Source organism: Kineococcus gypseus (genome assembly GCF_050871305.1).
Classification (GTDB): Bacteria; Actinomycetota; Actinomycetes; order Actinomycetales; family Kineococcaceae; genus Kineococcus; species Kineococcus gypseus.
This window is the reverse complement of sequence record NZ_JBJLRD010000018.1, coordinates 72,487-80,813: the sequence shown is the minus strand read 5'-3', so window position 1 is coordinate 80,813 and position 8,327 is coordinate 72,487. Positions and strand designations below refer to the sequence as shown.

Genomic DNA, 8,327 nt, shown 5'->3' with positions numbered 1-8,327 from the left:
GCAGGAGGCGGCGGCCGCGGTCCTTCTGGTGGGGGCCCCCCCCCCCCCCCACCCCCGGCTGGGCGCGGGGGGGGAGGGGGCGGGGGCCCCGCCCCCCCCCCACGATCCGGGCGGCGAGGACCTCCCCCACGCCCGGCAGGGCGTCGAGCTGCTCGGCGGTGGCGGCGTTGAGGTCCAGCAGCCCCGTGGGCCCGGCCGCGCCCGCGGCGCCCGCACCCGCCGCCACGGGCGGCGCCGGGGCCGCAGGGGGCGGTGCGACCTGCCCCGGAGCGGGCACGAGGACCTGCTTGCCGTCGACGAGGGGGCGGGCGAGGTTGAGCGCGGCCGGGTCGGCGTCGGGCGCGGGACCGCCCGCGGCGGCGAGCGCGTCGGCCACGCGGCTGCCCGCGGGCAGGCTCACCAGCCCGGGCGCCAGCACGCGCCCGGCGACGTGCACGACGACGGTGCCGGTCGGCGCCGCCACGGGCGCGACGGCACCGGCAGCGGGCAGCGGGTCGGCGGGGTCGGCGGGGTCGGCGGGGTCGGCGGGACCGGCGGGTGCCGCACCTCCCGGCCCGCCACCGCCCGCGGAGCCGGGGACCTCCTCGTCCGCCCGCTCGGGCAGGGCCAGCCCGGCGTCGTCGCCGCGCGGCGCGGGCCCGCCCGGCCAGCTGCGCCACGCCAGCGCGCCGAGCACGGCGGTCAGCAGCACCACCACGAGCAGGGCGCCGGCGGCCGCGCGCGGGCCCACGCGCCAGCGCACCGCGCGCAGCCCCGGCGGCAGGCGGTCCTCCAGCCGCTGGACCGCCTCGTGCGCCCACGGCGGCGGCCCGGCGCGGTGCCGACCGGGCCCGCCACCGGGCGCACCAGCGGACCCTCCACCGGGCGGTGGCGCGCCCTCGCGCAGCTGGCGCTGCACCAGGGCACGGGCGCGCGCGGCGGCGACGCGGTCGGGCAGCGGGGGCACGGGCACGCCGGGACGCTAGGTCGCGCCCCGTGCACGACGGCGGGGTCGGGGACCCGGCTGTGGACGGCGCCGCCCGGGTGCGCGCTGGGGAGCCCGCGCGGCCACGCCGACGCCGCCGGGACGCGCGGGGAGGCCCGGCTCAGAGGTCCAGGACGAGGACCACGTGCTCGATCCCCTCGCGCTCGGCGCGCCACGCCTCGCGGAACCCCAGCTTCGCGGCCACCGCCAGGCTCGCCGCGTTGCCCGGCGCCACGATCGAGGTGAGCCGGGGCAGGCGCAGCACCTCGCGGGCGTGCGCGACCCACGCGGTCCCGGCCTCGGTGGCGTACCCGCGGCCCCAGGCCTCGCGGGCCAGGCGGTAGCCGAGCTCGACGTCGTCGGGGTACCAGCGGTGGACCGCCAGCCCCGCGAACCCGAGGAACCGCCCGTCCCCGCGGCGCTCGACCGCGGCCAGCCCGAACGGGCCGGGCCCGACCGCCGCGGACCGCTCGAACCAGCCGTCGCAGCGGTCGGCGAGGGCGTCGGAGGCGGCGCGGTCCAGCACCGACGGGAAGTGCCGCATCACCTCCGGGTCGGCGTTGAGCGCCGCGAAGGGTCCCCGGTCCCCGGCCGCCCACCGCCGCAGCAGCAGGCGCGGGGTCTCGATCAGGAAACCCTCCGCGGCGCCGGTCACGGCCCTCAGGCCGGGACCACGTTGACCAGCTTGGGCGCGCGCACCACCACGGTGCGCAGCGGTGCGTCGCCGATCGCCGCGCGCACCTTCTCGCTGGCCAGCGCCAGCTCGCGCAGCGCGTCCTCGCCGATGTCGGGGGCGACCTCCAGGCGGTCGCGCACCTTGCCCTTGACCTGCACGACGCACGTGACGGTCTCCTGCACCAGCAGCGACTCGTCGACCACCGGCCAGCCGGCGCGCGCCACGCACGGGTCGTGCCCGAGCAGCGACCACATGTCCTCCGCCGCGTACGGGGCGAACAGGCTGAGCACCACCGCGACCGCCTCGGCGGCCTCGCGCACCGCCGGGTCGGCCGGGCCGACGCCGGCGGAGTCGATCGCCTTGCGGGTGGCGTTGACCAGCTCCATCAGGCGCGCGACGGCCACGTTGAAGCGGTACGCCTCGACGTGCTGAGTGATCTCGTGCACGGCGCGGTGGGTCACCGCCCGCAGGGCGGCGTCGCCGGTGGCCGGGTCGGCGCCGCGCTCGGAGGTGACGTCGCGCGCCAGGCGCCAGGCGCGGCCGAGGAACTTCGCCGAGCCGGACGGGGAGACGTCGGCCCAGTCGATGTCGTCCTCGGGCGGGCCCGCGAAGGACATCGTCAGGCGCACCGCGTCCACGCCGTGCTCGTCGAGCTGGTCGGACAGGCGCACCAGGTTGCCCTTGGACTTGCTCATCGCGGAGCCGTCCATCTGCACCATGCCCTGGTTCAGCAGCCGCGCGAACGGCTCGTCGAAGGGCAGGTACCCCATGTCGTGCAGCACCTTGGTGATGAACCGCGCGTACAGCAGGTGCAGGATCGCGTGGGTCACGCCGCCGACGTACTGGTCGATCGGCCCCCACTGCGCGACGAGGTCCCTGTCGAACGGCTGGGTGTCGTCGCGCGGGGAGACGAAGCGCAGGTAGTACCAGGACGAGTCCACGAAGGTGTCCATGGTGTCCGGGTCGCGCCGGGCGGGCCTGCCGTCGACCGGGCTGGGCACGTTGACCCAGTCCTCGGCCGCGCCCAGCGGGCTGGTGCCCTTGGGCGTGAGGTTCAGGCCCTCGCTGGGCGGCAGCAGCACCGGCAGCTGGTCCTCGGGGACGGGGACCTCGCCGTCCTCGGTGTGCACGACCGGGATCGGCGTGCCCCAGTAGCGCTGGCGGGAGATCAGCCAGTCGCGCAGCCGGTAGTTCTTCGCCGCGCGGCCCGTGCCGGCCGCCTCGAGCAGCTCGACCGCCCGGGCGATGCCCGCGCGCTTGTCCAGGCCGTCCAGCTCGCCGGAGTTCACCAGCACGCCGTCGCCGGCGGTGGCGGTGCCGGAGACCGCCGGGTCGGGCAGCGGCTCGCCGTCGGCGTCGCGCACGTCGACGACCACGCGCACCGGCAGGCCGAACGCGCGGGCGAAGTCCAGGTCGCGCTGGTCGTGCGCGGGCACGGCCATGATGGCGCCGGTGCCGTAGTCGGCCAGCACGTAGTCCGCCGCCCAGATCGGCAGCCGCTCGCCGTTGACAGGGTTGACGGCGAACCGCCCCAGCGGCACGCCGGTCTTCTCCCGCTCGGTGGACAGCCGGTCGATCTCGGAGGTCTCCTGCACGCGGGTGCGGTACTCCTCGAACGCGGCGCGCACGTCCGGGGCGGCGTCGGCGGCCAGTTCCTCGGCCAGGTCGGAGTCGGCGGCGACCACCATGAACGTCGCCCCGTGCAGGGTGTCCGGGCGGGTGGTGTAGACGGTCACCGGCTGCTCGCGGCCCTCGATGGCGAACTCGACCTCGGCGCCGGTGGAGCGCCCGATCCAGTTGCGCTGCATGCTGATGACCTTCGACGGCCACGTGCCCTCGAGGGAGTCCAGGTCGTCGAGCAGCCGGTCGGCGTACTCGGTGATCCGGAAGTACCACTGGGTCAGCTTCTTCTTGACGACCTTCGCGCCGGAGCGCTCGGAGGTGCCGTCGGGCAGCACCTGCTCGTTGGCCAGCACCGTCTGGTCGACCGGGTCCCAGTTGACCAGGGAGTCCTTGCGGTAGGCCAGGCCCCGCTCGTACAGCTTGAGGAACAGCCACTGGTTCCACTTGTAGTACTCGGGGTCGGAGGTGTGCAGCACGCGGTCCCAGTCGAAGGAGCACGCGTAACGGCGCATCGAGGCGCGCTGCTGGGCGATGTTGTCGTACGTCCAGCGCCGCGGGTCTAGGCCGCGCTTGATGGCGGCGTTCTCCGCCGGCAGGCCGAAGGCGTCCCAGCCGATGGGGTGCATGACGTCGAACCCGCGCTGCAGCCAGTACCGGGCGATGACGTCGCCCAGCGCGTACGCCTCGGCGTGGCCCATGTGCAGGTCGCCGGAGGGGTACGGGAACATGTCCAGCACGTACTTCTTCGGGCGGGTGTCGCCCGGCTGACCGCTGCGGAAGGGCTTGAGCTCGTCCCAGACCGGCAGCCACTTCTCCTGCAGGGCGTGCGCGTCGTAGCGCTCCTCGTCCTGCTCGCTCTCCTGGGCCGGCCGGGCGCCGGTCCCCGCCTCGGTCTGCGTCATCTCGTCCTCCTGGGTGGGCCGCGTGCGGCCCCCGCCCTCACCCCGACATGGCGAGACCCCTCGCACAGGAGGGGTCACCGCGCCGGGGCTGCGTCGTCGGCCGCTCAGCGCGGTCCGGCGAGGGGTCGGCGGGTCCGCACGCGTCCAGCCTAGCGCCTGGGCTCAGAGCCCCGGTCGCTCCGTGCCGCCGCCGGCGCCGCTGCCCGCGCCGCCCGTGCCGTCCGGGGCACGCCGGTCGCCGCGGCGCCGGCCCCAGCCGTGCTGCGGGGTGCTGCGACGCAGCGCCCGGCGCTGGGCCAGGGACTGCTCGGCGCGCTCCAGCAGGTCGCCGACCCCGCCGTCGTCCCAGGGCGCCAGGACGGCGGCGCCGACCTCGACCGCCAGCCGGGGGGCCGGCGCCCCGGCGGCGTCCAGGCGCTGCTGGGCCAGCCCGACGCGCACGCGGCGCTCCAGCTCCTGCGCGTGCAGCCCCGCGCCGGGCCCCAGGACGAGGAAGCGCCCGGCCGCCTCGCGCGCGACGACGTCGGAGCTGCGGGTGGCCGCGCGCAGGGCGGCGGCCACCGCGCACCACTCCTGCTCGCGGTGCGCGCGCAGCGCCTCGGCGCCGCCGGGCGGGCCGCCCAGCACCACCCCGGGGGTGACCTCGACGACGCAGGCGTGCACGGCGCCGCCGGCGCGGCGGGCGGCCTCGAGCACCTGGTGCCCCATGAGCAGCAGGCCGCGGCGGTTGAGCAGGTCGGTCACGTCGTCGCGCACGCTCTCGTCGCGCGCGGCGTCCAGCTCGCCGCGCAGGCGCGCCACGCGCTCGTCCGCGCCGCGCCAGGCCCGCACGGCCAGCACCAGCAGCGCCGCCAGCGCCGCCAGGGCCACCGCCGCGGCGCAGGCCGCCCCGGCCACCGCGGCCGCACCCCGCGGGGCCAGCGCGCCCACCAGGGCGGTGGCCACCACGCCGGCCGCGGGCACCGCCGCGGCCAGCGCCCACCAGCGGCGGTCGCCGCTGGCGGGCAGGGGGGTGCCGGGCGCGGGGGTGCGGGGGCTGGCCGGGGACGGGGCGCTCACAGCACGGGTGTCGGCCGGCGCGGGGCCGCGCTGGATGCGTCGTGCGGGTGACGCGCCCCGGGCCCCCACCGCGCGCGGGGGTGCGTCAGCGCCCGCGCGGGGCCCGGGAGAACTCCCCCGCGCGGCGCACCTGCTCGGGCGTGGGGCGCACCCCGGTGTAGAGAGCGAACTGCTCGGCGGCCTGCGCCGCGGCGATCTCGGTGCCGGTGACGACCGCGGCACCGCCCGCGCGCGCCAGGCGCAGCAGCGGGGTGCTCTCGGGCACCGCGACGACCTCGACCACGGCCGCGGCGGCGGCCACCACCTCGCGCGGGGCCGGCAGCTCGTCGGCCTCCGGGCCACCGGCCATGCCGACGGGGGTGGCGTTGACCAGCACCGCCGGGCGCAGGCCGTCGGCGGTGGCCAGCCGGCGCGCGCCGTACGCGGCGGCCAGCGCCGCACCGGTGGCGGCGTTGCGGGAGACGACCGCGAGGTCCTCGAAGCCGTTGTCGCGCAGCGCGGCCAGGCACGCCTTGGCCATCCCGCCGCTGCCGATCACGACGGCGGGCCCGCCCGGGCGCACGCCGCGCCCGGCCAGCAGGTCCACCACGGCGGTGTAGTCGGTGTTGTGCGCCACCAGGTGCCCGTCGGTGTTGACGATCGTGTTGACGGAGTCGATGGCCGCCGCGGAGGCCGTCAGCTCGTCCACGAGCGGGATCACCGCCTCCTTGAAGGGCATGGAGACCCCGCAGCCGCGCACGCCCAGGGCCCGGATCCCGGCGACCGCCGCGGCGACGTCGGTGGTCGTGGTGGCCTTGTAGACGTAGTCCAGGCCCAGCTCGGCGTAGAGGAAGTTGTGGAAGCGGGTGCCCAGGTCGCTGGGGCGCCCCGACAGCGACAGGCACAGGCGGGTGTCCTTGGAGACCCGCTCGCGCAGCTCCAGGGGCAGCGCGGCGGCCGGGGCGGGGTGGGGGTTCTCGCTCACCGGCCCATCCTGCCCGTCCACGCGCGGCGCGGGGCACGGCACCGGGCGCGGCGGGACACCGCACAGGGCGCGGCGCCGCCCTGCGCTGGAACAAGCGCGGGAAGTTGCCCGTTGAAGCACCTGTGGAACGCCTCGGCCTCCTGTCCTTCGGGCACCACCAGCCGGTGCCCGGCTCGCGCACGCGCACGGCCCGCGAGGCCCTGCTGCAGACCGTCGAGCTGGCCGTCGGCGCCGAGGAGCTCGGCATCGACGGCGCCTACGTGCGCGTGCACCACTTCGCCCGCCAGCAGGCCGCGCCCTTCCCGGTGCTGGCCGCGATCGCCGCGCGCACCTCGCGCATCGAGATCGGCACCGGCGTGATCGACATGCGCTACGAGAACCCCCTGTACATGGCCGAGGAGGCCGCGCAGGTCGACCTGCTCTCCGGCGGGCGGCTGCAGCTGGGCGTGAGCCGGGGCTCACCCGAGACCGTCCTGGACGGCCCGGGCTCCTTCGGGCACGTGCCCGCCGAGGGCGAGAGCGGCGCCGACATGGCCCGCCGGCACACGGAGCTGTTCCGGCGCGCCGTCGCCGGCGAGGGCGTGGCCGCCTCCGACCCGCGCCGCACCGGCCGCTCGGTCCTGCTGCCCGTGCAGCCGCAGTCGCCGGGGCTGGCCGGGCGCGTGTGGTGGGGCTCGGGCACCCGCGCCACCGCCCGCTGGGCCGGCGAGCAGGGCATGCACCTCATGAGCTCCACCCTGCTCACCGAGGACACCGGCGTGCCCTTCGACGAGCTGCAGGCCGAGCAGATCGCCGCCTTCCGCGCCGCCTGGTCCGACGCCGGGCACCCCGGCGAGCCGCGCGTGTCCGTCAGCCGCAGCGTGCTGCCGCTGGTCACGGACGAGGACCGGGCGTACTTCGGCGCCGAGCGCGGCAGCACCGACCAGGTCGGCTCCGTGGGTGAGCCCGGCCTGGCGCGCTTCGGGCGCAGCTACGTCGGCGAGCCGGACCGGCTGGCCGAGGAGCTCGCCAAGGACGTCGCGGTGCGCGAGGCCGACACGCTGCTGCTGACGGTGCCCAACGCCCTGGGCGTGGACTACAACCTGCACCTGCTGGAGTCGGTGGCCCGCCACGTGGCCCCGGCCCTCGGGTGGGCTCCCGCGCGGGCGCGCTGAGGCGCATCCTGGGGGCGGGCGCGACGGTGCGCCCGGTCCTCGGGAGGCGGGCGTGGGGGCTCAGCGGGCGGTGCGGCGGCGCAGCGCGGTCGCCGGTGGTGCCGCCGCGCTCCTGGCCGGGGTGCTGGCCCGGCACGGCGACGGGGCCGAGCACCGGCCCGGGCGCACCGCGCCCGCCGTGCCCGCCGCGCCCGTGGGACCGCAGGGCCCCGGCGAGCTGAGCGCGGCGTGGGCGGTGGAGGTGGGCACCGGGCGCGGCCTGGCCCACGACGCCGACCGCCCCGGTCCCCTGCTGGCGCTGGCCGGCGGGCTGAGCGCGGCGCGGCTGCTGGCCGAGCACGGCCCGGCGGTGCTGCGGCGGCGGCTGCGCTTCAGCCCCGCCGAGGTCGTGCGCGGCTCCCCCGTCACCTGCTGGCACGTCGACGAGGGCATGACGGTCGCCGAGCTGGGCGACGCCGCGGTGCGCCGCGCCGACGCCACCGCGGCGAACCTGCTGCTCACCCTGGCCGACGGCCCGCGCGCCTGCACCGGCTTCTGCCGCGAGCTGGGCGACCCCGTCACCCGCCTGGACCGCTGGGCCCCCGGCAGCGCCAGCGCGCGCCCCTGGGACGTGCGCGACAGCACCACCGCGCGCGCCCTGGGCACCACCTACGGCCACCTGCTGCTCGGTGACGTGCTCGCCCCGCCGCAGCGGCGCGCCTTCGCCTCCTGGCTGCCCACCGTCCCCCTGCCCGGCGGGTGGCGCCTGCACCACGCGGTGGGCACCGGCCTGTTCGGCAGCTCGTGCACCGCGGGCCTGGCCCACCGCGGCGGGCGCGTGGTGCTGGTGGCCGCGCTGGTGCGCGGGGTGCGGCCGGGGGCGACCGGCTCGCCGCAGGACGCCACCGCGGTGGCGGTGGCGGCGGTGCGCGCGGTGGTCGGGGCGGGGTGAGGCGCACCGGGGACGACGAAGGCCCCCGGACGTCACGTCCGGGGGCCTTCATCA

7 protein-coding genes are annotated in these 8,327 nt (G+C 78.1%); 2 read left to right on the top strand and 5 right to left on the bottom strand.

The features are described from left to right. The 5 genes from ACRYMN_RS09195 to ACRYMN_RS09175 form a co-directional block, all read right to left on the bottom strand. The coding region (locus ACRYMN_RS09195) for a ComEA family DNA-binding protein (RefSeq protein WP_432494211.1) at positions 1-952 on the bottom strand (952 nt) is incomplete at its 3' end. A 133-nt stretch (positions 953-1,085) separates the two neighbouring features. Further along, complete coding sequence (locus ACRYMN_RS09190) at positions 1,086-1,619, bottom strand: GNAT family N-acetyltransferase (protein WP_432494209.1); 534 nt, start codon at positions 1,617-1,619, stop codon at positions 1,086-1,088. A gap of 5 nt (positions 1,620-1,624) precedes the next feature. Further along, positions 1,625-4,165 carry a leucine--tRNA ligase gene (leuS, locus tag ACRYMN_RS09185; protein ID WP_432494207.1) on the bottom strand — a complete coding sequence of 847 codons (2,541 nt, stop codon included), beginning with the start codon at positions 4,163-4,165 and terminating at the stop codon, positions 1,625-1,627. A 162-nt stretch (positions 4,166-4,327) separates the two neighbouring features. Then, positions 4,328-5,224: a diguanylate cyclase domain-containing protein gene (locus ACRYMN_RS09180; RefSeq protein WP_432494205.1), complete on the bottom strand. Its 897-nt coding sequence runs from the start codon at positions 5,222-5,224 to the stop codon at positions 4,328-4,330. An 85-nt stretch (positions 5,225-5,309) separates the two neighbouring features. Beyond that, positions 5,310-6,188: a shikimate 5-dehydrogenase gene (locus ACRYMN_RS09175; RefSeq protein WP_432494203.1), complete on the bottom strand. Its 879-nt coding sequence runs from the start codon at positions 6,186-6,188 to the stop codon at positions 5,310-5,312. A 122-nt stretch (positions 6,189-6,310) separates the two neighbouring features. On the opposite strand from ACRYMN_RS09175, the gene ACRYMN_RS09170 reads away from it, so the two are divergent. Both ACRYMN_RS09170 and ACRYMN_RS09165 read left to right on the top strand, forming a co-directional pair. Further along, a complete protein-coding gene (locus tag ACRYMN_RS09170; protein WP_432494201.1) occupies positions 6,311-7,342 on the top strand; it encodes an LLM class flavin-dependent oxidoreductase in 1,032 nt (343 codons plus the stop codon). Between the two features lie 52 nt (positions 7,343-7,394). Next, on the top strand, positions 7,395-8,273 hold the full coding sequence (locus ACRYMN_RS09165; RefSeq protein ID WP_432494199.1) for a serine hydrolase: 879 nt from the start codon (positions 7,395-7,397) through the stop codon (positions 8,271-8,273). Positions 8,274-8,327: the final 54 nt, after the last annotated feature.

Bases quoted from the DNA above. Each gene is read 5' to 3' on its own strand.
- leuS (WP_432494207.1), bottom strand. From the start codon at position 4,165: ATGACGCAGACCGAGGCGGGGACCGGCGCCCGGCCGGCCCAGGAGAGC.